This is a genomic window from Sphaerospermopsis sp. LEGE 00249 (assembly GCF_014299995.1).
Lineage (GTDB): Bacteria > Cyanobacteriota > Cyanobacteriia > Cyanobacteriales > Nostocaceae > Sphaerospermopsis > Sphaerospermopsis kisseleviana.
The window spans coordinates 1-23,470 of record NZ_JACJUZ010000007.1 but is presented as its reverse complement, the minus strand read 5'-3'; the positions used below and the strand labels follow the sequence as shown (position 1 = coordinate 23,470).

At 38.6% G+C, this 23,470-nt stretch carries 26 protein-coding genes; 23 read left to right on the top strand and 3 right to left on the bottom strand.

Annotation, left to right across the window (positions count from 1 at the left end):
• Nucleotides 1–114 precede the first annotated feature (114 nt).
• From rplE to H5968_RS03975, 22 genes are all read left to right on the top strand, one after another.
• Nucleotides 115–663 carry a 50S ribosomal protein L5 gene (gene rplE, locus H5968_RS04080; RefSeq protein ID WP_096570375.1) on the top strand — a complete coding sequence of 183 codons (549 nt, stop codon included), beginning with the start codon at nucleotides 115–117 and terminating at the stop codon, nucleotides 661–663.
• Between the two features lie 20 nt (nucleotides 664–683).
• Nucleotides 684–1,085 carry a 30S ribosomal protein S8 gene (rpsH, locus tag H5968_RS04075; protein ID WP_096570376.1) on the top strand — a complete coding sequence of 134 codons (402 nt, stop codon included), beginning with the start codon at nucleotides 684–686 and terminating at the stop codon, nucleotides 1,083–1,085.
• Between the two features lie 135 nt (nucleotides 1,086–1,220).
• Nucleotides 1,221–1,769: a 50S ribosomal protein L6 gene (gene rplF / locus H5968_RS04070; RefSeq protein ID WP_187038905.1), complete on the top strand. Its 549-nt coding sequence runs from the start codon at nucleotides 1,221–1,223 to the stop codon at nucleotides 1,767–1,769.
• Between the two features lie 2 nt (nucleotides 1,770–1,771).
• A complete protein-coding gene (rplR, locus tag H5968_RS04065; RefSeq protein ID WP_096570380.1) occupies nucleotides 1,772–2,134 on the top strand; it encodes a 50S ribosomal protein L18 in 363 nt (120 codons plus the stop codon).
• A gap of 97 nt (nucleotides 2,135–2,231) precedes the next feature.
• Nucleotides 2,232–2,756, top strand: coding sequence for a 30S ribosomal protein S5 (rpsE, locus tag H5968_RS04060; RefSeq protein ID WP_096570382.1), 525 nt, complete (start codon nucleotides 2,232–2,234; stop codon nucleotides 2,754–2,756).
• A gap of 83 nt (nucleotides 2,757–2,839) precedes the next feature.
• Nucleotides 2,840–3,286, top strand: coding sequence for a 50S ribosomal protein L15 (rplO, locus tag H5968_RS04055; RefSeq protein WP_096570384.1), 447 nt, complete (start codon nucleotides 2,840–2,842; stop codon nucleotides 3,284–3,286).
• A gap of 69 nt (nucleotides 3,287–3,355) precedes the next feature.
• On the top strand, nucleotides 3,356–4,669 hold the full coding sequence (gene secY / locus H5968_RS04050; protein ID WP_096570386.1) for a preprotein translocase subunit SecY: 1,314 nt from the start codon (nucleotides 3,356–3,358) through the stop codon (nucleotides 4,667–4,669).
• Entirely contained in the window at nucleotides 4,669–5,223 is a 555-nt protein-coding gene (locus H5968_RS04045; protein WP_096570388.1) for an adenylate kinase, read from the top strand. Before secY ends, H5968_RS04045 begins: the two co-directional genes overlap by 1 nt.
• A gap of 175 nt (nucleotides 5,224–5,398) precedes the next feature.
• Nucleotides 5,399–5,623, top strand: a complete 225-nt coding sequence (gene infA, locus H5968_RS04040; protein WP_006276978.1) for a translation initiation factor IF-1 — start codon at nucleotides 5,399–5,401, stop codon at nucleotides 5,621–5,623.
• A gap of 116 nt (nucleotides 5,624–5,739) precedes the next feature.
• Nucleotides 5,740–5,853 carry a 50S ribosomal protein L36 gene (gene rpmJ / locus H5968_RS04035; protein WP_013191489.1) on the top strand — a complete coding sequence of 38 codons (114 nt, stop codon included), beginning with the start codon at nucleotides 5,740–5,742 and terminating at the stop codon, nucleotides 5,851–5,853.
• Nucleotides 5,854–5,968: 115 nt separating this feature from the next.
• Nucleotides 5,969–6,349, top strand: a complete 381-nt coding sequence (gene rpsM, locus H5968_RS04030) for a 30S ribosomal protein S13 (RefSeq protein ID WP_096570390.1) — start codon at nucleotides 5,969–5,971, stop codon at nucleotides 6,347–6,349.
• Between the two features lie 58 nt (nucleotides 6,350–6,407).
• The gene (rpsK, locus tag H5968_RS04025) at nucleotides 6,408–6,803 is read left to right on the top strand and encodes a 30S ribosomal protein S11 (protein WP_096570392.1); all 396 of its coding nucleotides are present in this window, start codon (nucleotides 6,408–6,410) and stop codon (nucleotides 6,801–6,803) included.
• Nucleotides 6,804–7,274: 471 nt separating this feature from the next.
• Nucleotides 7,275–8,219, top strand: a complete 945-nt coding sequence (locus H5968_RS04020; protein ID WP_096570394.1) for a DNA-directed RNA polymerase subunit alpha — start codon at nucleotides 7,275–7,277, stop codon at nucleotides 8,217–8,219.
• Nucleotides 8,220–8,251: 32 nt separating this feature from the next.
• Entirely contained in the window at nucleotides 8,252–8,602 is a 351-nt protein-coding gene (rplQ, locus tag H5968_RS04015) for a 50S ribosomal protein L17 (RefSeq protein WP_096570396.1), read from the top strand.
• 110 nt (nucleotides 8,603–8,712) lie between these two features.
• Nucleotides 8,713–9,540: a tRNA pseudouridine(38-40) synthase TruA gene (gene truA, locus H5968_RS04010; RefSeq protein ID WP_187038904.1), complete on the top strand. Its 828-nt coding sequence runs from the start codon at nucleotides 8,713–8,715 to the stop codon at nucleotides 9,538–9,540.
• 115 nt (nucleotides 9,541–9,655) lie between these two features.
• Nucleotides 9,656–10,111: a 50S ribosomal protein L13 gene (rplM, locus tag H5968_RS04005; RefSeq protein ID WP_096570400.1), complete on the top strand. Its 456-nt coding sequence runs from the start codon at nucleotides 9,656–9,658 to the stop codon at nucleotides 10,109–10,111.
• Nucleotides 10,112–10,113: 2 nt separating this feature from the next.
• Nucleotides 10,114–10,530, top strand: coding sequence for a 30S ribosomal protein S9 (gene rpsI / locus H5968_RS04000; RefSeq protein WP_187038903.1), 417 nt, complete (start codon nucleotides 10,114–10,116; stop codon nucleotides 10,528–10,530).
• A gap of 126 nt (nucleotides 10,531–10,656) precedes the next feature.
• The gene (gene rpmE / locus H5968_RS03995) at nucleotides 10,657–10,890 is read left to right on the top strand and encodes a 50S ribosomal protein L31 (protein WP_096570404.1); all 234 of its coding nucleotides are present in this window, start codon (nucleotides 10,657–10,659) and stop codon (nucleotides 10,888–10,890) included.
• 123 nt (nucleotides 10,891–11,013) lie between these two features.
• Nucleotides 11,014–12,108, top strand: a complete 1,095-nt coding sequence (gene prfA / locus H5968_RS03990; RefSeq protein WP_096572769.1) for a peptide chain release factor 1 — start codon at nucleotides 11,014–11,016, stop codon at nucleotides 12,106–12,108.
• Nucleotides 12,109–12,385: 277 nt separating this feature from the next.
• Nucleotides 12,386–13,477: a HindVP family restriction endonuclease gene (locus tag H5968_RS03985; RefSeq protein WP_187038902.1), complete on the top strand. Its 1,092-nt coding sequence runs from the start codon at nucleotides 12,386–12,388 to the stop codon at nucleotides 13,475–13,477.
• Between the two features lie 31 nt (nucleotides 13,478–13,508).
• Entirely contained in the window at nucleotides 13,509–14,450 is a 942-nt protein-coding gene (locus H5968_RS03980; protein WP_187038901.1) for a DNA cytosine methyltransferase, read from the top strand.
• Nucleotides 14,451–14,593: 143 nt separating this feature from the next.
• The gene (locus tag H5968_RS03975; RefSeq protein ID WP_187038900.1) at nucleotides 14,594–18,511 is read left to right on the top strand and encodes an N-6 DNA methylase; all 3,918 of its coding nucleotides are present in this window, start codon (nucleotides 14,594–14,596) and stop codon (nucleotides 18,509–18,511) included.
• A gap of 129 nt (nucleotides 18,512–18,640) precedes the next feature.
• Here H5968_RS03975 and H5968_RS03970 read toward each other — a convergent pair whose 3' ends face one another.
• The gene (locus H5968_RS03970) at nucleotides 18,641–19,075 is read right to left on the bottom strand and encodes a hypothetical protein (RefSeq protein ID WP_096570415.1); all 435 of its coding nucleotides are present in this window, start codon (nucleotides 19,073–19,075) and stop codon (nucleotides 18,641–18,643) included.
• A gap of 111 nt (nucleotides 19,076–19,186) precedes the next feature.
• Entirely contained in the window at nucleotides 19,187–19,915 is a 729-nt protein-coding gene (locus H5968_RS03965; protein WP_187038899.1) for a GDSL-type esterase/lipase family protein, read from the bottom strand.
• A gap of 464 nt (nucleotides 19,916–20,379) precedes the next feature.
• Between H5968_RS03965 and H5968_RS03960 the strand changes: the two genes are divergently transcribed.
• The gene (locus tag H5968_RS03960) at nucleotides 20,380–21,558 is read left to right on the top strand and encodes a glycoside hydrolase family 10 protein (RefSeq protein ID WP_255427044.1); all 1,179 of its coding nucleotides are present in this window, start codon (nucleotides 20,380–20,382) and stop codon (nucleotides 21,556–21,558) included.
• A 76-nt stretch (nucleotides 21,559–21,634) separates the two neighbouring features.
• On the opposite strand, the gene H5968_RS03955 is transcribed toward H5968_RS03960, so the two are convergent.
• Nucleotides 21,635–23,284, bottom strand: a complete 1,650-nt coding sequence (locus tag H5968_RS03955; RefSeq protein WP_255427043.1) for a hypothetical protein — start codon at nucleotides 23,282–23,284, stop codon at nucleotides 21,635–21,637.
• Nucleotides 23,285–23,470 lie beyond the last annotated feature (186 nt).

The window sequence follows — 23,470 nt, the reverse complement described above, 5'->3', positions numbered from 1 at the left end:
GTAACCAGGTTGAGATTTTAGATTTGAGTAGATTTAAAGATATTCAATCCAAAATCTAAAATCCAAAATCTAAAATTCCCTGACCAAGCCCAGGGATAATCAGGACAAATAACTATGGCGACAACTAGACTCAAAACTGTATATCAAGAGACAATTGTCCCCAAACTAACCCAACAGTTTCAGTACACTAACGTACATCAAGTACCTAAAGTGGTGAAAATCACTGTTAACAGGGGTTTGGGTGAAGCTGCTCAAAATGCTAAAGCATTAGAAGCATCTTTAAACGAAATTGCCCTGATTACTGGTCAAAAACCAGTAGTGACAAGAGCAAAAAAGGCGATTGCTGGCTTCAAAATTCGTCAAGGTATGCCTGTTGGCATCATGGTGACTCTCAGAGGCGAACGGATGTATGCCTTTCTCGACCGTCTGATCAGCCTCGCATTACCTAGAATCCGCGACTTTCGTGGTGTTAGCCCCAAAAGCTTTGATGGGCGAGGTAACTATACTCTAGGTGTACGAGAACAGCTAATTTTTCCAGAAGTCGAGTACGACAGCATCGATCAAATCCGTGGTTTAGATATCTCTATCATTACCACAGCGAAAAACGACGAAGAGGGTCGTGCCTTACTTAAAGAAATGGGAATGCCCTTTCGCGATCAATAAGTTCATCTAAAGAGGGAACGATGGCGGCTAACGACACAATTGCAGATATGCTGACGCGCATCCGCAATGCTAACCTGGCAAGGCATCAAACAACACAAGTGCCAGCGACAAAAATGACTCGTAGTATTGCCAAGGTACTACAACAAGAAGGCTTTATTTCTGAAGTTTCAGAAGCCGGAGAAGGGGTCAAGCGTAACTTAGTAATTTCCCTGAAATACAAAGGTAAAAATCGCCAACCCTTAATTACAGCACTGAAGCGTGTAAGTAAACCTGGTTTGCGGGTTTACTCTAACAGAAAAGAATTACCAAGAGTGCTAGGTGGCATCGGTATTGCCATTATTTCTACATCCAGTGGGATTATGACCGACCGTGAAGCGCGTCGTCAGAACTTGGGTGGTGAAGTGCTTTGCTACGTTTGGTAATCAAGAAGATCAGGAGTATGGCTAACGCCACGCTTCGCTATCAGGAGTTCAGGAGTTCAGAATTTTTTCAGGGTTATTAACCACGACTCATTCTCGTACTCACAACTCATAACTGACAAAGGACAAAATTAAGTCATGTCTCGTATTGGTAAACGTCCAATTACTGTTCCCGCCAAAGTACAAGTGGCGATAGATGGCACAAAGGTAGTGGTAAAAGGTCCAAAGGGAGAACTTTCCCGTGATCTACCCGCCAATGTCATAGTTTCTCAGGAAGGCGAAACTTTGTTGGTAACTCGTCGGGATGAAACCCGTACTTCCAGACAAATGCACGGTCTAAGCCGTACCCTGGTTGCCAACATGGTTGAAGGAGTATCCCAAGGTTTTCAACGGCGCTTGGAAATTCAAGGGGTTGGTTATCGCGCCCAAGTTCAAGGCCGTAACCTTGTATTGAATATCGGTTATAGCCATCAGGTACAAATTGAACCACCAGACGGAATTCAGTTTGCTGTAGAAAATAACACTAATGTCATCGTCAGTGGCTATGACAAAGAAGTGGTAGGTAACACAGCAGCTAAAATTCGTGCTGTCCGTCCACCTGAACCCTACAAAGGTAAAGGTATCCGCTACTCCGGTGAAGTGGTCAGACGCAAAGCTGGTAAGACTGGTGGTAAAGGTAAGAAGTAAATATGAAACTCACTCGCAGAGAATCAAAACAGCGTCGTCATCGGCGCGTGCGTGGTAAAGTTAGCGGTTCCCAAGAACGCCCACGATTAGCTGTATTCCGGTCTAATGAGCATATTTATGCTCAAGTCATTGATGATACACAACATCAAACTATTGTCGCAGCATCAACTGTAGAACCAGAGTTGAAATCTAACTTAGCTTCTGGTGCTAACTGTGATGCCTCAGCGCAAGTTGGTAAGTTGATAGCAGTGCGTTCCTTAGAAAAAGGTATTACCAAAGTCGTTTTTGATCGCGGTGGTAACCTCTATCATGGTCGCATCAAAGCACTAGCTGAAGCAGCACGCGAAGCAGGTTTAGATTTCTAAAGTCATTGAAAATAGTACATTAGGCGTTGGGCAAAACTAATGACTAATGACTAATGACCAATGACTAATGACAACTAACGTTGAGAGAGCATGAATTATGGCAACGGGTCGTCGTAAAGCAAGTAAAGCAAAAAAAGAAGAAACCAACTGGCAAGAACGGGTAATTCAAATCCGTCGCGTTAGCAAAGTGGTTAAAGGTGGTAAAAAACTTAGCTTCCGGGCAATTGTCATCGTTGGTAACGAACGCGGGCAAGTTGGTGTGGGAGTAGGTAAAGCTTCTGATGTGATCGGGGCAGTTAAAAAAGGTGTGGCAGATGGCAAAAAACATCTGATTGAAATTCCTATCACCAAATCTAACTCTATTCCTCATCCTATTGATGGTATTGGCGGTGGTGCTAAAGTGATCATGCGTCCAGCCGCACCCGGTACTGGTGTAATCGCCGGGGGTGCAGTACGGACTGTATTAGAGTTAGCAGGGGTACGTAATGTTCTCGCTAAACAATTAGGCTCTAGTAATCCTCTGAATAATGCTAGAGCCGCTGTTAATGCTCTATCTACACTGCGGACATTCGCGGAAGTCGCTGAAGATAGGGGTATTGCTGTAGAGAATCTCTATATTTAGTAACGCTTTGAGATTGGATTTTTCATATAAAATCCATAAGCACAACGAGATTATCAATCCCAAATCTAAAATCCCAAATCCAAATGAGACTCAACGATGTTAAGCCCCAAAAAGGCTCAAAAAAACGCCGTAAGCGTGTAGGTAGAGGTATTTCTGCTGGTCAAGGTGCTAGTGCAGGTCTAGGTATGCGGGGTCAAAAATCTCGCTCCGGTAGTAGCACTAGACCAGGTTTTGAAGGTGGTCAACAGCCGTTGTACCGTCGGATACCTAAACTCAAGGGGTTTCCCGTCGTTAATCGTAAAGTTTACACTACGATAAATGTAGAGAAGTTGGCCTCCCTACCTGCTAATTCAGAAGTAACTTTGGCTTCTTTGAAGGAAGCTGGGATTCTTACATCTGTTAAAGGCCCCTTGAAAATCTTGGGTAATGGGGAATTGGGCATTCCGCTCAAGGTGCAAGCGGCAGCTTTCACAGGCCAAGCTCGTAGCAAAATTGAGGCAGCTGGCGGAAGTTGTGAAGTCTTAGACTGAGCCAGGAAACAGCACTCCCAGCTAGTCAACTCGCTTCCAGCGCCTGGTTAACTATAAAGGTAGCACTCTATGATCAGTCGAGACAAAGCCCCAACGGCTCAAGAAACTTTTATGCAGATGGCGCAAGCAGCTGGACTGAGAGGAAGGCTGCTGGTCACAGTCGGTATTTTAATTTTGGTTCGCCTGGGCATCTTTTTACCAGTTCCAGGAATTAATCGGGAGAGATTTGCAGAAGCTATATCCGGCAATAATTCCATTTTCGGTTTATTGGATATATTTTCGGGACGGGGACTCTCTACACTGGGGGTATTTGCTCTGGGGATTTTGCCCTTTATCAATGCGTCTATTATCATCCAATTGCTGACTGCCGCCATACCTTCTTTAGAAAACTTACAGAAAAATGAAGGGGAGGCAGGACGGCGGAAAATATCGCAAATTACCCGCTATGTGACTGTTGGTTGGGCAGTTGTTCAAAGTACGGCTTTTTCAGCATTGTTCTTACAACAATTTGCCGTTAATCCTGGACCAGTTTTTGTGGCAGAAACGGCGATCGCTCTCACTGCTGGTTCAATGTTTGTCATGTGGGCATCGGAACTGATCACAGAAAGAGGTATTGGCAATGGTGCATCTTTGTTGATTTTTGTCAACATTGTTGCTTCTTTACCTAAATCTTTAGGCGATACCATTGACTTGGTACAAGTTGGCGGACGGGAAATAGTCGGTCGTGTGATTGTTCTCGTACTGGTTTTTATAGCTACCATTATCGGTATTGTGTTCGTGCAGGAAGGAATGCGCCGAATTCCCATTATTTCTGCACGTCGTCAGGTAGGTCGGCGAGTTTTGGCAGAACAGAGGAGTTTTCTTCCTTTACGCCTCAATCAAGGCGGTGTGATGCCGATTATTTTTGCCGCAGCTATCCTCAGTTTGCCACTGCTAATAGCCAACTTCACTAAAAACGCTGACTTGGCAAATATCGTCAATACATACCTCAGTCCCAGTGGTTCTGGTTCTTGGGTTTATGCTTTGGTGTACATGGTTTCTATTATCTTCTTTAGCTATTTCTATTCTTCGTTGATTCTCAACCCAGTAGATGTGGCGCAAAACTTGAAGAAAATGGGTTCTAGTATTCCCGGTATTCGTCCCGGTAAGGCTACCAGTGAGTATATTGAGCGTGTCAGTAACAGATTGACTTTTTTAGGCGCACTCTTTTTGGGCTTAGTGGCTATTATTCCCACGGCTGTAGAAAGCACTTTAAACGTGCCAACTTTTAGAGGGTTGGGTGCTACCTCTTTATTAATTTTAGTGGGCGTGGCAATTGATACGGCAAGGCAAATTCAGACCTACGTTATCTCTCAACGCTATGAAGGAATGGTGAAACAATAGTGACGCGATTAATCTTCTTGGGACCACCGGGTGCGGGTAAAGGAACTCAGGCTAAAGCCTTGGCTGATTTTTTAAATATTCCTCATATTTCCACTGGGGACATTTTACGCCAAGCCATTACAGACCAAACAGATTTGGGGAAAAAAGCCCAAGAATACATGGATAAGGGTGATTTAGTTCCTGACAAACTTGTAGAAGATATGGTTGAGGAACGACTCCAAAAACCAGATGCAGAACATGGTTGGATTCTTGATGGATTTCCTCGCACAGTTGCCCAAGCAATTTTCTTGGGAGAACTGTTGGCAAAAATGGAGAAGGACGAGGAAAAGGTGGTTAACCTGGATGCACCCGATGACATTGTTATAGATCGGTTGTTGGGACGAGGACGTAAAGATGATGCTGAAGATGTAATTCGTCATCGTCTGGATGTTTATCGCCGAGATACTGCACCACTCATTAAATATTATGGCGATCGCCATAAACTTTTAACTGTTAACGGTAATCAGTCCCAAGAAGAAGTTACCGCCGAATTAAAAAAGGTCATAGCTGTTTAGGGGATGAACAGGGGAAATAGAGGGAGGAGCAAATATCCCAATCCTCAATCCCCAGTCCCCAATTCCTTTTAGCTAAGATATATTAATAAACTGTTGATATATTTCGCAATTTGTGTATTCTTACCGATTGCATTTGTGGCAACGGAACAGAAAATTGTCGAGTTGAGGAAAAAATTTGTCTAAACAAGATTTGATTGAAATGGAAGGGACTGTCACCGAATCATTGCCCAATGCAATGTTTCGTGTGGACTTGGACAATGGTTTTAATGTTCTAGCACACATTTCTGGCAAAATTCGCCGTAATTACATCAAAATTTTACCTGGTGATCGGGTCAAGGTGGAGTTAACTCCCTACGACCTGACAAAAGGCCGAATCACCTATCGACTACGGAAGAAATAAAACTATGTAGAGAATCTTACCATAAATCAGCCAATTTGGGATTTACCCATTTGCTTAACTGAAATAATTTCCCTAGAAATGCTATAATTTACTATTTGGAGTCAATTAGAACAGGCATGAAAGTCAGAGCCTCAGTCAAAAAAATCTGTGAAAAATGCAACGTGATCAAGCGCCGTGGTCGCGTTATGGTGATTTGTGAAAACCCCAAACACAAGCAACGTCAAGGATAAAACTCTGATTACCAGAGCTTTGGTGCAGCAAAAAATCACCATCAAAAACCAAGAATGTGATTAATTATCACGATCTGCTAAATGCGAGCAAGAACAAAAGAGGGAGACATTCATTGTGGCAAGGATTTCGGGAGTAGACCTACCCCGCGATAAGCGCGTAGAGATTGGTCTAACTTACATTTATGGAATTGGGTTAACAAGGTCGCAAGAAATCCTAGCGGCTACTGGTGTGAACCCAGACACCCGCGTTAAAGACCTGAGTGATGCTGATGTAGCGGCTTTGAGAGCCGAAATAGAAAGTAATTATCAGGTAGAAGGTGACTTACGCCGTTTGGAGGCGATGAGCATCAAGCGTCTAGTGGATATTGGCTGTTATCGTGGCCGTCGTCATCGCATGGGCTTACCCGTCAGAGGACAAAGAACCCGCACCAACGCCAGAACCCGACGCGGCAGAAGACAAACAGTGGCTGGTAAGAAGAAAGCCCCTGGTAAATAAATAAACTTTCTAGGCTTGCTCATGGCAGCAAGTTTTACCTTAAATTCACCAAACAAATATGGCAAGACAACCAACTAAAAAAACCGGGAGCAAAAAGCAGAAACGGAACGTACCTAACGGCATTGCCTACATTCAGTCTACTTTCAACAATAGCATTGTCACCATTACCGATCAAAATGGAGATGTCATCTCCTGGGCAAGTGCTGGTTCAAGTGGATTTAAAGGGGCAAAAAAAGGAACTCCCTTCGCAGCACAAACCGCCGCTGAAAGTGCAGGCCGTCGCGCTATGGACCAAGGAATGCGTCAAATTGAGGTGATGGTAAGTGGACCTGGAGCCGGTCGAGAAACTGCGATCCGGGCGTTGCAAGGAGCAGGATTAGAAATTACCCTAATCCGTGATATTACCCCTATTCCTCACAATGGCTGCCGTCCACCTAAGCGCCGTCGAGTTTAAACACTGTCAGAATTCAGGAGTCAGTAGAGACGTTCCACCGGAACGTCTGTACAGGAGTCAAAAAGTTTGACAAATCAGTAGATGATCAAATAGTAATTTTTGGCGTAACTGTTAAGAAGCTGACCGCTGATAGCTGAATGCTTACTAAGCATTAACTGTTAAACACGCTCAGGCAGAAAGTTCATGCTCAGGGAAATCACCGCCAAGGCAATCTGGGAAATATAAAGTAAACTTCAGAAGCAATTGGTGATTAAAAAGCATATCAGCCCTCCCAATGGGAAGGCTGCTCAACTTTCAAAAAAACAGAAAAACAGAATATTAACATGCCTGCAGATTGAATTGGCAAACCAAACTATCACTAATTTTATATGTTGGCAGTTTGATCCACCACAGTCATAGATCAGAGCATAAAGTGAATTTGATAGGCAAATTAATTGCCTGATAGCAGCACCTTGAAAGGGAGGCTACTCCGTGGCGCAGTTCCAAATTGAATGTGTAGAGTCTAATACAGAGGAAAGTCGCAGCCATTACAGTAAATTTGTCCTCGAACCCTTAGAACGTGGTCAAGGAACAACTGTAGGTAACGCATTGCGGCGGGTTTTGTTGTCCAATTTAGAAGGGACGGCAGTTACAGCAGTAAGAATAGCTGGGGTTAGTCATGAGTTTGCCACAGTTCCTGGTGTCAGGGAAGATGTGCTAGAAATTCTCATGCGCATGAAGGAAGTGATCCTCAAAAGCTATTCTTCTCAACCCCAGATCGGTCGGTTATTGGTTAATGGTCCTGCAACAGTCACTGCGGCACATTTTGATTTGCCTAGTGAAGTAGATGTGATTGATCCTACCCAGTATGTAGCTACTTTGGCTGAAGGTGGCAAACTGGAAATGGAATTTCGCATTGAAAGAGGTAAAGGTTATCGTACTGTAGAACGGGGTAGAGAAGAAGCCACTTCCCTGGACTTTTTGCAAATTGACTCGGTATTTATGCCGGTGCGAAAAGTAAATTATAGCGTTGAAGAAGCCCGTGGTGATGGTACTCTTAAAGATCGACTGTTATTAGAAGTTTGGACTAATGGCAGCGTTTCACCTCAAGAAGCCCTATCTTCAGCGGCGGGAATTTTGGTAGATTTATTTAACCCGTTAAAAGATATCTCCTTAGAACCTACAGATATGGGTTCAGATATCCCAGACGATCCAACTGCTCAAATTCCCATTGAAGAATTGCAGTTGTCTGTCCGTGCTTATAACTGTCTCAAACGAGCGCAAGTTAATTCCGTGGCAGATTTGCTGGATTATACCCAAGAAGACCTCTTGGAAATCAAAAACTTTGGTCAAAAGTCGGCGGAAGAAGTAGTGGAAGCTTTACAGCGTCGTTTAGGCATTACTTTACCGCAGGAAAGAGGTTCTAAGCCAAACTAATTTTATTTTGTAATAATTTCAAGTGCATTATTATGCGTCACCGTTGTAAAGTCAAAAAACTTGGTAAACCCACAGACCAGCGTCGTGCTTTATTGCGATCGCTCACCACTGAGCTTATCCGTCATGGTCGGATTACCACAACTTTAATCCGTGCTAAAGTATTGCGGAGTGAAGCCGAAAAGATGATCACCCTAGCTAAAGATGGTTCTTTGGCAGCACGTCGGGAAGCTTTGGGTTATATCTACGATAAATCCCTAGTTCATGCTTTGTTTGAGCAAGCACCTACTCGGTATGCTAACCGTCAAGGTGGTTATACTCGCATTCTGCACACCGTACCCCGTCGCGGTGATAATGCAGAAATGGCGATTATTGAATTAGTTTAAAGTCAAAGGGAACAGGAAATAGGGAATAGGGAACAGGGAATAGGGAAGATATAAACATTATAGAGCTATTGCCTTTTGCCTTTTGCCTCTTGCCTTTTACCAAACCCAGTATGTTAGAAAGCCGCCAGCCAACACCAACTTATCGAGTAGCCTTGGTCATTCAGTATCTAGGTACTAATTTTCACGGCTGGCAACGGCAAAAGGCGCAGCGAACGGTCCAAGAAGAGATAGAAACAGCTATAGCTACTGTTCTGGGGTATCACGTGACACTTCACGGCGCAGGGCGAACTGATGCCGGAGTTCATGCAGCTGCTCAAGTCGCGCATTTTGATGCTACAGGTTATATACCCGCACACAAGTGGGCAACAGTTTTGAACAGTTACTTACCCCCAGATATATTAATCAGGGCTTCGGCGGGTGTAGATGACCGTTGGCACGCTCGCTTTAATGCAGTGTATCGTCGGTACAGATACACAATCTATACTGAAGCTCTACCAAACTTGTTTGTGAACTCCTTCAGTTGGCATTATTATTATGCTCCCTTGGACGAAAATTTAATTCAAGCTGCCCTGAAACCTCTGCTGGGAAAACATCATTTAGCGGCTTTTCATCGTGCAGGATCAGCGCGATCGCATTCCTGGGTTGAAGTACAAGCAGCAGAATGTTATCGAAAAGGTTCATTGCTGCATATTGAAATTCAGGCAAATGGTTTTTTATACGGTATGGTGCGGTTATTAGTAGGGATGCTGGTGGAAGTGGGATCAGGAGTGCGATCGCTCGAAGATTTCACCAACATCTGGCAAACAGAAAACCGGGAAAAAGTGAAATACGCCGCACCACCTCAAGGCTTATGCTTGTTAAGGGTAGGATATCCTGATTTTCCCTTTCCCCAGGAAATTTGGTACGACACCCAACCATATTTAGTGTTTGGTCAGTAAGGGAACAGGGAACAGGGAACAGGAAATTCTGAGATCCTGAACTTCTGCCTTCTGCCTCCTGCCTCCTGCCTCCTAAAACTCCTAACCACTCAAAACCGACAAAGGAAAAATAACAATGAGTAGTAAAACTTACCTTCCTCCTCAAGAAAAACTTGAGCGCGAGTGGTATGTAGTAGATGCCACCGATAAACGCCTGGGTAGACTAGCAAGCGAAATTGCTATGGTTCTCAGAGGCAAAAGAAAAGCTGAATATACACCCCACTTAGACACTGGTGATTTCGTAGTTGTCATCAACGCCGAAAAAGTAGCAGTTACCGGTAAAAAACGCACTCAAAAAGTTTACCGTCGTCATTCTGGCCGTCCTGGTGGGATGAAAACAGAAACCTTTGCTAAATTGCAACAACGTTTACCAGAACGGATTGTAGAACACGCTGTGAAAGGGATGTTACCTAAAAACAGCTTGGGTAAACAATTATTCACAAAGTTGAAAGTTTACGCTGGTCCTACCCATCCCCACGCAGCACAAAAACCCAAAGAACTAATTGTTAACACAATTCCTGGAGAAAATTAATAATGACAGTAGCAGAAGCTAATAGCGGTCGTGCTGTGTACTGGGGTACTGGCCGCCGTAAGTCCGCAGTCGCACAAGTACGTTTAGTTCCCGGTGAAGGTAAATTTACCGTTAACGGCAAAGATGGAGAATTATACTTCCAATTCAATGCCAACTACTTAGGATCGATCAAAGCACCCTTAGAGACTTTGGGACTAGAAAGCGAATATGACATTTTAGTAAAAGCTGAAGGCGGTGGTTTAACCGGTCAAGCTGACTCTATTCGCTTGGGTGTAGCTCGTGCGTTGTGTCAATTAGATCCTGACAACCGTTCACCTTTGAAAATCGAAGGTTATTTAACTCGTGATCCACGAGCTAAAGAACGGAAAAAATACGGTTTACACAAAGCTCGCAAAGCTCCTCAATACTCCAAACGATAAAGCTGGAGGCAGGAGGCAGAAGGCAGGAGGCAGGAGGTATACCAAATTTTACCCAGTCCCCAGTCCTCAGTCCCCAGTCGCCAATCCTAGTTATAATTTTGATAGAGAAACACCACAAAAGGAAAAATGGCTAAACCTGATATTCATCCCCAGTGGTATCCAGAGGCTAAGGTCTACTGTAACGGTCAAGTTGTGATGACTGTTGGTTCTACAAAACCGGAATTGCACGTAGATGTTTGGTCTGGAAACCATCCCTATTACACTGGTACTCAGAAAATTATTGACGCTGAGGGTCGTGTGGAACGCTTCCTCCGCAAATATGGTATGTCTGGCGAACAAGGCAGTAAAAAGAAAAAGTAGCTGGTTGGCTATAGCTTGTGCTGGCATGATGCCCGCACCACAAGGACCCTGCATGGTTGTGGGGTCACTTGTCATTTTATGCTTGAGCCAACTTGTTATTTTTTAGGAGCTTGTGTAGTTGTTATGGCAGAATCATATTTACTGGAGAAACTTAAATCTGTTGAACAAACTTTTCATGAATTAACTCGCCGGTTAGCTGACCCGGATACAGCGAAAAATCCTGATGAGTATCAAAAAATTGCTAAGTCTCGTTCTTCTTTAGAAGAGGTTGTTAATACTTACGAAACTTGGAAAACTGCCCAGGAAGAATTAATTGGGGCGCGTCAAATTCTTAAAGAGTCTAATGGTGATCCAGAGTTGCAAGAAATGGCAGCTTTGGAGGTGAAGGAATTAGAAGATAAGATAGAACATCTGGAAGACAGGTTGAAGATATTGCTGCTACCTCGTGATCCGAATGATGATAAAAACATCATGTTGGAAATTCGCGCTGGGACTGGTGGTGATGAAGCGAGTATTTGGGCTGGTGATCTGCTGAGAATGTATTCCCGCTATGCTGATACTCAAGGTTGGAGAGTGAAGCTAGTCAGCGAGTCTCTGGGTGAGATGGGCGGTTTCAAGGAAGTAATTCTGGAAATTCAAGGCGATAGTGTTTACAGTAAGCTGAAGTTTGAAGCTGGTGTTCATCGTGTGCAGCGTGTTCCCGCAACAGAGGCGGGGGGTAGGGTGCATACTTCTACAGCTACGGTGGCTATTATGCCAGAAGTGGATGATGTGGAAGTGCATATTGACCCGAAAGATATTGAAATGACTACTGCGCGTTCTGGTGGTGCGGGTGGACAAAACGTGAACAAGGTGGAAACGGCGGTTGACTTGATGCACAAACCGACTGGTATCCGCATTTTCTGTACTGAAGAACGGAGTCAGTTACAGAATAAGGAACGGGCGATGCAAATTTTGCGGGCGAAACTCTATGAAATGAAGTTGCGGGAACAACAGGAAGCTGTAACTTCGATGAGGCGATCGCAAGTTGGTACTGGTTCTCGTTCAGAAAAAATCCGCACTTACAATTATAAAGATAGTCGGGTGACTGATCATCGTTTGGGACAGAATTTCACTTTGAATCCTGTTTTGGAAGGTGATATTGAAACCTTGATTCAATCTTGTATTTCTCAAGATCAACAGGAACGTTTAGCAGAATTAGCTGCTGCTAATAATTAATTTTTAGCTTTAAATATTTGCTAAAACCGCTTATTTTGTTGTTGTTTTTTTACAGGAATAGGCGGTTTTTTTATGATTTTGTTTCGCGCAATCTCCGTCAAGAGATCCCGCAGGGTAGGCACAAAGGAGCAAAGGCGCGAAGTAATGAACCAAGTTCTGCGAAGCAGTTCCCGAAGGGTAGAGAAGAGGGTTTGAGAGAGATTTTTTGTGAAGTGTTAATTATGTTATACAATTATATGCTAAATCAATAATTTTTATTATACTAATTTCCAATTTTATGAATTTTGAGCAAAGACAGGTGGGATTATTTGGAATACTTCATTCTAATCGAGATTTTTCTCAACCAGAAAGCTGGGGTAAAAATCAATTTAATAATTCTTTTCCCGCATCATTAGCTTGTTATATGTACGATCAAGGGATGAAGCTGAATTATTTAATATTGGATAAAAACTTAAAAATTCAGCATCAAGAAATAGATGTAACTCATATAGTTGGTATTCCTCCTCTTTCTCCTAATCTATTTTTCTCCTTTGAAAGTGATTATGTACCCTATAGAAAAATAGTTACAGGTAAACTTCCAAGAGTTGATTTGGTAACTCACGATATTAACAAAAATAATGCTTGTTTACGAAGTATAGAAATTAAGTTAACAGCATTACCTGATAACTCAACTTATCGTTTACCAGATGATCAATATGGTTGTGAAATTGTTACTAGACCAGATACTATTATTTATCTTGCTATCAGTATTGCTCATGAGTTTGAAAATTCGAGAGATAAGCTACTAAATTATCTTCAACCTGTTTGTAGTCAAATCAAAGATTGGTCAAGTATACGTCAGGTATTACCTTTTATACCTCAAATTGTAAATTGTTTAGATACTTTATTAAGTGAAAATCTTGAAATTCAATCTCCATTAGTCATGCAACCAGTATGGAAAACTATGGGTAAAACTTCTAAACTTTATGAAAATTGCTTAGATATTTTCGTTTGGAGTAACTTTGGATTTACAAGACTTTTTGTTGATATTACTAAACGATTGACTAAATCTGAAGAAACTATACAAAGACCTATGCGTTCTGTGGTATGGTTGGCAAAGATGTTATACGAATTTGCTCTTATTGGTAAAATCAATCATAAATTAGTGGTTGATACATTAACCTATAACACTAAGAATGATAAAGCTTTTGCTTTAAGTGGTGCAAATACTCGTCCATATATGACTTGTGACAATTTGATTCAACCAAGAATTACGAAACAAGAAATTAAGAATATAATTTTGGGAGGAGGGCAAAACTTTTTAAGTCCTGAGCGTAGATTTGACGCTATTATCTTGAGTAATCCTGATCTTTTTGATGATATATTATAGAAATATAATGAATGAATACATCAAGTAGATTATGTTAAAAGTTATAGATTTATTCTCTGGATGTGGTGGTTTATCATTAGGTTTCCAAAACAGTGGATTTGAAATTGTTGCTGCATTTGATAAATGGAAACCAGCAATAAATGTTTATCAACAAAATTTTAAACATCCAATTATTGACTATGATTTGAGCCAGGTAAATAATAATTATTCTCCTTTCAAAAAATTCTCACCAGATATCATTATGGGGGGTCCACCATGTCAAGATTTTTCTAGTGCTGGTAAGCGTAATGAAGATTTAGGTAGAGGAGATTTAAGTATTACATTTGCTGAAATAGTAGCTAATGTTGGGAGTCAATGGTTTGTGATAGAAAATGTAGATTTATTTAGGAAATCAAAAAAATATCAAGAATTTAGGCAAATTCTCAAATATGCTGGTTATGGTTTAACAGAAAAAGTTTTAGATGCTAGTCTATGTGGTGTTCCCCAAAAGAGAAAAAGATTTTTCTGTATAGGAGAACTTGGTGGTAATGATGATAATATCCAACCTTATTTAGAGGCAAAATTATCTAAAAAACCGACAACTATTAAAGATTATTTAGGAAATAGTTTAGGGATTCAATATTATTATAGACATCCTAGAAGTTATCAAAGAAGGGCTATTTTTAGTATTGATGAACCTAGTCCTACTATTAGGGGTGTAAATAGACCAATACCTAAAAATTATCAACAACATTCGGGAGATGTTGCACCAGTAACACCAGATTTACGTCCTTTAACTACTATTGAAAGAAGTTATATTCAAACTTTCCCGGAAGATTTTATTTTCTCAGGTTCAAAAACAGACTTAGAACAGATGATTGGTAATGCTGTACCTGTTAAGTTAGCAGAATATGTCGCTAATTGTCTCTTAATGTATATTCGAGAACAGGATAAACATAAAAATTATCATGTTTCTTGGTTAAGCTGTCGGTAGGATTTACCATCAAGAAACTTCAAGTGTGTCAATTTGTTCAACCCAACCTTACTTTTCATACTTATATGTAAATTTTTTTTATGCCTCATCAAAAGGATAAAAAACCAGGTATCATAGATGATGATTCATGAATGAGTAAGTAAATGTCACTATCACAATTCCGCGAAAATATTACTCAGTTAATTACAACCGCAGAAACTATGTTAGGTTCACCACGTAGTGGTAAACCAGAAGAAAATACTAAAAATAGTCTCATTGTCCCTGTTTTAGATGCTCTCGGTTATACTTCAGAATACCGGACTTTAGAAGGCGCAATTCGTAGTTTAATTGGTACTACGACATGGGTGGATTATTTGCTGCGTAATGAAGTCGGAAAACATCCAAAATTGCTGTTTGAAGCTAAAAGTTTATGGGATAAAAATATCTGGGAAGCTAATGAAAAACAAGTATTAGATTATATCAGAAATTATAGTTTAGATATTGGTACACAAGAACCTGTTCTTTGGATTATTTTATCTAATTTTCGAGAATGGCATATTTTAAGATTACAGGATCGGAAACCTTTTTGGTCTTTTACAATGGAGGATCTGAAAAATGATCCTGAATTGCTTAGTACGTTATACAATTGTTTAGTCCGGGAAAATTTATCTACTAATCGTTTAGAAGCTTTTTATAGTGAAAAATCCAGAGAAGAATTAGGAGCAAAATTTCTAGCAGATTTAAAAATTTGGCGAATTATTATTGCTAATGGTATTAAAAAATCTCACCCTGATTTAAGTTTAGATCAAATTCGTGAAGCTGCCCAAATTATTCTGAATCGGTTTCTCTTAATTAGACTTTTAGAAACATTTAGCCGAGAAATGCCATTTAATTATCTGGGTAGAGTTTATTATAACTGGCAGCAAACTTTTCCTGATTTACCTTTTATTGAAGAATTAAGGCGTGCTTTTCGTCATACATGGGTGGGATATAATACTGAATTATTTCAACCTTCCTGGATTGATGAATTAAGCATTGATGTTGAATATTTAGAATCAATTATTGTGATTAATGCTGTTCCCCAACAGGGAATACTTTATCCCATTACAGGAACATTGGCTAATTATCGTTCAATTTATAACTATGATTTTACAACTTTAACTCAGGATATTTTAGGTACTGCTTATGAACAATTTTTGGCTCATCAATTAATTTTAGAAAATGATATTATTCAAATATTAGAAAATCAAAAAACTCGCAAAAAAGAAGGTATTTTCTATACTCCTAATTATATAGTACGTCGCATTGTTCAGCAAACTTTACAACCTTTAGTAAAACCGAAAATTGATCAAGCTATTGAATTACTAGCAGCAGGTGAATTACAACAAGCTTATTTAGTAGCAACTTCGGTTTTAGAAATTACAGTGCTTGATCCTGCTTGTGGTTCAGGTTCATTTTTATTAGGTGCATTTGATTATTTATTAACAGAAATTAAACGTTATAATCTAGGTTGTCAAAATGCCAAAATACCCGCAAATTTTGATTTATTTAGTCATGTAGCACCCCAACCAATTATTAATCCTGAAGAACAAATTTTAGTAAAAATGCTGCATGGAGTAGATCGAGATCCCCAAGCAGTTTTATTAGCAAAATTATCATTATGGACTAGGTTATTACGTGCGCGACCAGGTGAATATGGTAGACGCAATGGTTCTATTTATTCCCATCTCCCTGCACTAACTTTAAATATTCGTGTTGGTGATAGTTTAGTTCATAGTCCTGCTAATTTACAACCTTTTGAAACACAATTAGCAATAGTCGCAGATTTGGCTAAAATTGCTAGAGATAATACTCAAACGGAAATAGAAAGAAATCAAGCAGTTAGTAATTTAGAAACTAGAATTACAGCAATTAATCAAGAAATTAATCCGGTTTTAACTGCTTTTTTTGCTAGTGATGAAAGTATCAATTCGGTAGTTAATTTAATTAAAAATCGAGATGCTGAAGATAACGAGATAGCAGAAATTAGAAAGTTAATTATACAAAAAAATCATTCAGAACAAAGTTTAGAAAATGGTTTAAAAAATTGGGGTTTAAAAAATTGGACTTCAGGAGAATTAGCAAGAGTCAAATCTGAATTAATAACTTTATCAACTGCGGTTGAGGAAGTTGTACTAAAAAAACCATTTAATTGGGAATTGGAATTTCCCCATATTTTTGATCCTAGATTACCAAAATCAGCAAGAGGATTTTCTGCAATAATTGGTAATCCTCCTTATTTTAATGTTGATGCTACCTTTGGTAGAGGTGCATTGGAATTAAAATGGTTAAAATTTGCTTATTCTGATATTTATACTGATAAAACAGATATTTTATTTTATTTCTTCCGTCGGGGTTTTGATATTTTACAGGAAGATGGTTATTTAAGTTTTATCATTTCTCGTTCTTTTATTCAAGGTGATAAATCTAGAAGTTTACGAGAATTTATTTGTAAAAATACGAAGATAATTAACATTATTGATTTTTTAGGACATCAAGTTTTTCAAGCGGGAATTGCTACTTGTATTATGCAATTGCAAAGGAAAAATCCTCAACCAGAAGATAGTTTTACTACTTTTTATGTTCTGGATTTGGATATTGTAAAAAATACTTTTAACAATGATGACGGTTGTTTAAGTTTAACTCATGGTGTCACTCAGGTAGATATTAAACAATCTGATTTAGATGATGATCGTTGGCAAATTTCACCCTATAGTCATATTTTTCAAAAAATTGATAAATCGGGTATTAAATTAAGAAATATAGACTGGGTACGTTATACAGAAGGTATTACTACAGGTCGTGATTCTATTTTTGAAGGTGAATTTAAACAAAGATTTCCTCATGAATATTATTTACAAAGAGTTGCGATTTCTGATATTAATTCCTATGGGTGTGAACCACCAGATACACAAATCTTGTACTATACTCATCAAACAGAATGGGAAGAATTACCTCAGTCTGTCAAAATCTATTTACAGGAAAATCGTTCAGAATTAGAAAGCAGAGATGTTTATAGAAATAAAACCAGTAGTTATGAGTGGTTTCATTTGCATCGGCCACGTTACGGAATGAGAGATGCAAAAATTCTCTTTCCCCGTCGTGCAAATTCTAATAAGTTTTTTGTTGATGAACAGGGAATTTTTGGTTTTAAAAGTGATGTAGCTGCTTATATCAAATGTGAAAATACTGATGTTAATATCCTTTACTATATTTGTGCTTTACTTAATTCCCAAGTTTTAGAGTTTCGCTATCGTGCATTAGGTGGAATTGGTAAACTTACAGGTAAGGGAATGTTTGAATATTTTGAAAATCAAGTTGGTGATTTACCAATTCCCTCATTTAATGATGAAACAAATAATGATGACACAAAATCTGATTATCAAGAGTTAGTAAAATTAAGTCGTGAAGCGCATAAAATTTGGCAAAATCGCTATCAAATTATCACGACTTATGAAGATAAAGCTGCGAAAATTCCCAGCAAAGAAGTATCATTAAATGAATATCATAAATTAACTGGTGATTATGCTATTGACATTGAATGGGAAAGTGCTAATGCAAACGCAGAAGGACATTTATTAGCATTAAAAATTGAGCCAACTGCAAATGGATATATAATATGGGGAGAAGTAACTGATGATGAAGATTGGAAAGAAGGGGATAGAGAATGGATAGAAATAGCTAACGTCAATATTCGTAATTCCTATTTACGGAGATATCTGTTAGCAAGATTAATTTATTTAACTGAATTTGATGCTTCTTTCCGTCGCAAACAAAAATTATCACGGGAAATAGGAAACTTAGTGAATATTGCTTTTGACGTTATTAAAGTTAAGAGATATGATCAAGATAGATTTAGTAATCTTCGTACTTTAGAAGTGATTGCAAATAGAGTTTCACAAGAAGTAGGTAGAGCAGATTTAGAAACAGTTTTACTGAGACAAATAGAAATTAGAAATCAAGTTGATAAAATTGCCTATCGAATGTATAAAGTAGAAGAATATGTAAATATTATCGAGAAAGCTTTAAAAGTTGTGTTGTAAGATGAATCACTAGAAAATTTATTTCCCATCATAATCTAGAAGATAAAATTTGAGATAATCGACATAAACATTTAACCATTAAACTTTGCGTACTCCTCTGCGCCTCTGCGTGAAAAAAAACTCTATCTTTTATAACCACTGTCCACCACGAAAACGCCAACGGGGAAAAATAATTCTCATTAAACTTTGCGAACTCATAAAAACCGCCAACCAAACTACAGAATAATGTAATAAAAACGCCCCTATTGATAATTCCTCTTTTGGTATAGGTATAGGTAAAAAACCAAAAATCTTTACTCCACAAAACACAAATATCATCTCCCAAATACCTGCAAAAAATTGATAAGCTGCTGGCCAGTCTCTATCCCAGCGTGATTTTTGTAGATAATTATAAACAACATCCCAACCTAAACCAAAGATAGCAACATAAGCAAGAATGAAAAAATAAACAATATTTGCACCAGAACCTATTAACCCCAGTGTAAAAGGTAAAGATACTAATACACCAACAGTTGCTAATAATAATAATCGAGTTTGCCAACGACCAAATAAAGTAGGAGTCATAATATTTCAAGGAGTCAGGAGTCAGGAGTCAGGAGTCAGAATATATAAAATCATAAATTTGTTGATTGAAAATAGATACCCGACTTGTTTAAGAAGTCAGGAATCTAAATATTAAGTGTGTTCTAATTTCAAGTGATAATCTACTTGACAATGATATTGAGATAGTTCTGACCAGTTGAGGACAGCTTCTAATAAGTCTTGATAACCAAGAGTGTTCGGATGAAGTCCATCTGCTGTCATGCGTTGACTTCTCCAGGTTTCATCATGTGACATCCATTGATCAAATATGTCTAAATAGGGAATCTTTCGTTGTTCACAAGCTTGACGGGTAGCTTCTTTGTAGCGATATTGGTCAGCATGATTGTAATATAAACAATCGAGAAAAGGCATTTTGCTTTCATCAACCGGGACCATACCGACAAAGAGGACTGGACAAAGTTGTTGTGCTTGATCTAATAATGTGGCGATCGCTGTTTCAAATTCCGCAAAATCTGTATAATTTTTGCCAGTGGGACGACCTAAACGGGGTGAGTCGTTAACGCCAACAGAGAGGATAATTAAATCAGGAACTCGGTTTCTAATTTCTCCCCGGTGACGAAATTCCACTTCTAACCGTTGTGAAACTTGCTGAATGCGATCGCCCCTGACCCCTAAATTATAAAGCACATGACCCACACTATCCGGTAACATCCACCATCGGCGCAGTTGTTCTACCCAACCACCTTTTTCATAGTCTCCATATCCATATACTAAACTATCTCCCAAGGCGACTATTTTTAAAGGTTGACATAGTTTTGGCGTAATAGACAGCATTGAGGAGGAAGGTTTTACAGTTTGCATCTTAAACAAGAATGTAATTGATATCTCTACAATATTCTAGACATTATTACACTATTGTATGGTATATTTTTTATCTTTTATGCACAAAGTTAGAACCTAAAATCCAAAATTTCAAATTAGGACTATTAAACCAGGCACTAATTTGAAGTAGTTACGTCAAAAACGTAAGCATTCAACCGTCGGTTTCCGTCAGTACCTGAAATATTGAAATACAAAGAATGAACAGACACAGATGCAGATAAATAACATTCCTGAAATTAACCTGAAATTAAAACCTCTGAATCCTGGCTATTAGCTGTTTCCTGATTGCTGATAGCTGAATACTTACATTTTGCACACCCTCAGAAAATATGAATCATAAATTACTTCGCAATTTTAGACAGCTGCATAAATGGTTAATTCAAACCTCTTACCCAAGAGTGAAATTCAATTTTTTTTCTTCATATTGGCAACATATAAAAACAATGAGTTGGCATCACAAATTTTTTAAAAGGTTGTTTCCCTTTTTGGTTTTAATTTCTTTTGTCACTGTTTTATTAACAAATACCTTTACACCCGTTAACGCCCAAATACCAAGACAAGAAATTAGAGGTGTATGGATTACCAACAATGATCTTAACGTCTTTAAAGATCGCACCAAAGTTAACGATGCTGTTACTAAATTGCGTCGGCTCAATTTCAATACTATTTATCCCGTAGTTTGGAATTCTGGTTATGTCATGTATCCCAGTAAGATAGCCAAAGATTTAGAAATTCAACCTTTTGTATTTCGTGGTTCAGATGGCCATGATATTCTTGCCGATGTAATTAATCAAGCCCATCGTCAAAATTTACTGGTAGTTCCTTGGTTTGAATTTGGTTTTATGACTCCCCAAACTTCAGAACTAGCATTAAATAAACCGGAATGGTTAACACAAAAGCGGGATGGTAGCGAAACTTCTATTAGTGCTGCTGGTGAAGTTGCATGGTTAAATCCCTTTCATCCAGAAGTACAAAAATTTATTACCGATCTCTTGGTAGAACTAACATCAAATTATGATATTGATGGTATCCAGTTTGACGATCATACCAGTTTACCCCATGAATTTGGTTACGATCAATATACAGTTGATTTATATCGCCAAGAAATGGAAAAAGATCCCCCAGCAGATTCTCAAGACCCAGAATGGGTAAAATGGAGGGCAGATAAAATTACAGATTTCATGGTGAGACTTAATCAAAGAATTAAGCAAATCAAACCAAAAGTAATTTTTTCAGTTTCACCTAATTACTACGATTTTGCATATAAATTACAATTGCAAGACTGGCTTAATTGGGTAAGATTAAACATAGTAGATGAACTAATTGTACAAGTTTATCGTTCTGATTTAAACAGTTTTTCTGCTAAAATTTCCCGTCCAGAAATGCAAGAAGCACAACAACTAATCCCAACTGGAGTGGGAATAATGGCAGGTTTAAGAACTAGCCCCGTATCAATGCAACAAATTACAAATCAAGTGAGAACTGCCCAAAGACAAGGATTAGGTGTGGTTTTCTTTTATTATGAAACTCTTTGGAATAATGCTTCAGAGTCATTCAAAGACCGTCTTGCAGGATTTAAACAACTTTTTCCCTATCCTGCTTTTCGATTAGCAGCAGAATAGATTGGTAATGGGTAATGGGTAATTGGTAATGGGTAATTGGTAAATACATTATTCCCTATTCCCTATTCCCTATTTCCTATGATGGTGCTTGATTAAAAACCCATTTTATCCACTGATTTAAAGAACTAAAAGTATTTAACTTTTTCACACCAGGCGCACGGACAATATACATCCCATCCACAGCAACTAAAGCCGCATATTGTAACCCTAAAAAACTATCAACTGCTGCATAGTGTCCACCTAAAGTTATTGCCCCAGATACATACATTTGACCTTGAGTATTTCGCATTTCTACTAATTCAAAATTGTTGGCTACTACTAATCTTTCTAAATGATTTAAAGGTAGTTTGTAATGTTCAACTAAATCTTTTAATAAGGGATTAGTTTTAACTTTGGCATCAAGTCCGGTAGCATCAATAATAAAATCAGCAGTTAATTTCATTTCCCCAAAACCCTTTTCTTGAATATGGGTAATAGTGTGGTTTTGGGCATCTCTTTCTACACTAACAACTTGACCAAAAGTAATTTGATACCAACCTTCTTTAATACCTGCTTCTGTGATTCTTTGCCAGTCTCCACGATCTGCGGTAGTAGTTCCTCCCCAGTCAGATAATAACCTTTGACGTTCTTCTGGGGTGGCTTTTTCTAACATCACTCGTAGTTCACCACCCCAACAAGCTTTTGGCCAGTTAAAAGGTTGCAACTCGTAGTGATTTTTAACCGGACGTTGGGCTTTTTGAAATTTGTTACCGTGGGGTTTAGGCGATCGCATTAAATGTAAAACTGTAATATTTCTATTTTGTTTTCTCACCTCATAAATACGTTGTAAAATTCGTGAAGCTACAATACCCCTTCCTCTAATTAAAACAGTACCACCTTGTTTTTCTAACTGTTCATAGACATGATTATGGTCTTCATAAGCATTAACTACAGATTTAAAATCTTGATATTTTTCCCGATAGGCTTGTAAATCTGGTAAAAATTGAATAGCGGGATATCCCGTAGCTAAATGTAAATAACGACAAACTAAAAAAGCATAATTTCCCGGACCACGAGAATAAGCAACACAATATCTACCATCTTCCGTTTTTCTAATTGCTCTCACTCTACCATAACGATAAATTTTATCCCAACTAATACGTTTAGCTTCCCGATCTATAGAATCAAAAACATTACCCGCACGGGGCGTATAAGTTTCTGCAAAAGTTGGTTCATTAAAAACTTGCCATAAATATTGAAAAGCTGAATTGATCTGACCTTTTGTTAAATCATCCCAAGATTCTCGCAAAGCATAACTAGGCCATCCCCAAATATTATCAGGACAAGAATCAGAATTAGAACGCAATCTTTCATGTAAAGGAATTTGAGAATTTAAACATAAACGCTGATAACGTGCATAAGGTTTTGATTCTAATCCTACAGCAATAATTTTTTCAGATTTAACACCACTAATTCTTAATAAATCAACCCAAATAAAACTACCCAAACCAGCACCAACCGCTAAATAATCACATTCATCAATAGGTAAACCAGTAGCATGAATAGCTTGTAAATCAACTTTGTGATTCTGAAATTCCGAAGGTGGAAAATTACTACCTAAAGGCGTAACTGGACGAACTGGAGATATATTAGGATCAGGAAGATTAGTATTAGGATTAAATTGAATAGTCGAAGGATTATTAGGTGTAGGAATAACAGTATTTAATCCAAACTGGACAGTAATCATATAAGGTCCAATTTGCAAAGTATCACCATTAGCTAACTGACAGCGAGTTTGTTTTTGACCAGAAGTGTTGAATGTTAAGAAATCTGTGATAAAAATAGCCCAAAATATATTAAAATTTGAGCAAGCTATATCAAAATATTGATTTGATCATGATTATAAATTCATTTCCCAAGATTGTCAAAGACA

Coding starts and splice junctions, on each gene's coding strand:
- rplE (WP_096570375.1), top strand. CDS start 115: ATGGCGACAACTAGACTCAAAACTGTATATCAAGAGACAATTGTCCCC.
- rpsH (WP_096570376.1), top strand. CDS start 684: ATGGCGGCTAACGACACAATTGCAGATATGCTGACGCGCATCCGCAAT.
- rplF (WP_187038905.1), top strand. CDS start 1,221: ATGTCTCGTATTGGTAAACGTCCAATTACTGTTCCCGCCAAAGTACAA.
- rplR (WP_096570380.1), top strand. CDS start 1,772: ATGAAACTCACTCGCAGAGAATCAAAACAGCGTCGTCATCGGCGCGTG.
- rpsE (WP_096570382.1), top strand. CDS start 2,232: ATGGCAACGGGTCGTCGTAAAGCAAGTAAAGCAAAAAAAGAAGAAACC.
- rplO (WP_096570384.1), top strand. CDS start 2,840: ATGAGACTCAACGATGTTAAGCCCCAAAAAGGCTCAAAAAAACGCCGT.
- secY (WP_096570386.1), top strand. CDS start 3,356: ATGATCAGTCGAGACAAAGCCCCAACGGCTCAAGAAACTTTTATGCAG.
- rpmJ (WP_013191489.1), top strand. CDS start 5,740: ATGAAAGTCAGAGCCTCAGTCAAAAAAATCTGTGAAAAATGCAACGTG.
- rpsK (WP_096570392.1), top strand. CDS start 6,408: ATGGCAAGACAACCAACTAAAAAAACCGGGAGCAAAAAGCAGAAACGG.
- rplQ (WP_096570396.1), top strand. CDS start 8,252: ATGCGTCACCGTTGTAAAGTCAAAAAACTTGGTAAACCCACAGACCAG.
- truA (WP_187038904.1), top strand. CDS start 8,713: ATGTTAGAAAGCCGCCAGCCAACACCAACTTATCGAGTAGCCTTGGTC.
- rplM (WP_096570400.1), top strand. CDS start 9,656: ATGAGTAGTAAAACTTACCTTCCTCCTCAAGAAAAACTTGAGCGCGAG.
- rpsI (WP_187038903.1), top strand. CDS start 10,114: ATGACAGTAGCAGAAGCTAATAGCGGTCGTGCTGTGTACTGGGGTACT.
- rpmE (WP_096570404.1), top strand. CDS start 10,657: ATGGCTAAACCTGATATTCATCCCCAGTGGTATCCAGAGGCTAAGGTC.
- prfA (WP_096572769.1), top strand. CDS start 11,014: ATGGCAGAATCATATTTACTGGAGAAACTTAAATCTGTTGAACAAACT.
- H5968_RS03985 (WP_187038902.1), top strand. CDS start 12,386: ATGAATTTTGAGCAAAGACAGGTGGGATTATTTGGAATACTTCATTCT.
- H5968_RS03980 (WP_187038901.1), top strand. CDS start 13,509: ATGTTAAAAGTTATAGATTTATTCTCTGGATGTGGTGGTTTATCATTA.
- H5968_RS03975 (WP_187038900.1), top strand. CDS start 14,594: ATGTCACTATCACAATTCCGCGAAAATATTACTCAGTTAATTACAACC.
- H5968_RS03970 (WP_096570415.1), bottom strand. CDS start 19,075: ATGACTCCTACTTTATTTGGTCGTTGGCAAACTCGATTATTATTATTA.
- H5968_RS03965 (WP_187038899.1), bottom strand. CDS start 19,915: ATGCAAACTGTAAAACCTTCCTCCTCAATGCTGTCTATTACGCCAAAA.
- H5968_RS03960 (WP_255427044.1), top strand. CDS start 20,380: ATGAGTTGGCATCACAAATTTTTTAAAAGGTTGTTTCCCTTTTTGGTT.
- H5968_RS03955 (WP_255427043.1), bottom strand. CDS start 23,284: ATGATTACTGTCCAGTTTGGATTAAATACTGTTATTCCTACACCTAAT.